This window comes from Nonomuraea sp. NPDC050783 (assembly GCF_040802095.1).
Taxonomy (GTDB): domain Bacteria; phylum Actinomycetota; class Actinomycetes; order Streptosporangiales; family Streptosporangiaceae; genus Nonomuraea.
Map to the genome: position 1 here is coordinate 1 of NZ_JBFAHK010000081.1, position 1,028 is coordinate 1,028.

Annotated in this window: 2 protein-coding genes; both read left to right on the plus strand. The window is 72.3% G+C overall.

Annotated features, from left to right (window positions below):
• A partial coding sequence (locus tag AB0H75_RS50255; RefSeq protein ID WP_367809204.1) for a cellulose binding domain-containing protein occupies window positions 1–417 on the plus strand: 417 nt, incomplete at its 5' end.
• A 28-nt stretch (window positions 418–445) separates the two neighbouring features.
• Window positions 446–1,028: non-reducing end alpha-L-arabinofuranosidase family hydrolase (locus AB0H75_RS50260; RefSeq protein WP_367809206.1), on the plus strand; the 583-nt coding region annotated here is incomplete at its 3' end.

Consider the following 1,028-nt stretch of genomic DNA (forward strand, 5'->3'; position numbering starts at 1 on the left):
AGCAACAAGAAGCCGGCCTACAACGCCGTGCTCGACGCGCTGAACAACGCCGGGCCCGGCCCGACCACCTCGCCGACCTCCACCCCGACCTCCACCCCGACCTCCACGCCCACCTCGGATCCGGGCGCCTGCTCGGCGACGCTGGCCACCGTCAACAGCTGGCAGGGCGGCTTCCAGACCACGGTGACCGTGCGCGCGGGCAGCTCGTCCATCAGCGGGTGGACCGTCAGCTGGACCTGGCCCGGCGGGCAGACGATCTCCAGCCTGTGGAACGGCGTCCGCTCCGGCTCCGGTGCCGGCGTGACCGTCCGCAACGAGACCTACAACGGCTCCGTCCCGGCCGGCGGCACCACCACGTTCGGCTTCACCGCCAACGGCACCGCCGCCACCCCGACCGCGACCTGCACCAGCTCCTGACGGCGCCCGCACGATGAGGAGAGCACAGATGCGTCTACGCCACGGCCTGGCGATCGGCACGGTCTCGGCGCTGCTCACCGCGGCCACCGCGCTGCTGACGGTGCCGACCGCGCAGGCCGCCGTGGCCTGCCGGGTCACCTACACCATCAGTTCGAGCTGGCAGGGCGGCTTCGGCGCCAACGTCACCATCGACAACCTCGGCGACGCGGTCAACGGCTGGCGGCTGACCTGGTCCTTCGACGCCGGGCAGCAGATCACCCAGATCTGGAACGCCACCCGCACCCAGTCCGGCTCGTCGGTGACCGCCACCGACGCCGGCTACAACGCCGCCATCCCCTCCGGGGGCAGCACCTCCTTCGGCTTCAACGGCTCCTGGAGCGGCAGCAACCCGGTGCCCACGGCCTTCTCGCTGAACGGCGTGGCCTGCACCGGCACCCCGGGCACCCCCACCCAGACGGCCACCCCCACCGTCACCCCGACGGTCACCCCCAGCTCGACGCCGACCGGCACCTGCAACCTGCCGTCCTCCTACCGCTGGACCTCCACCGGCCCGCTGGCCACCCCGAAGTCGGGCTGGGTCTCGCTCAAGGACTTCACCGTCGCCCCCTACA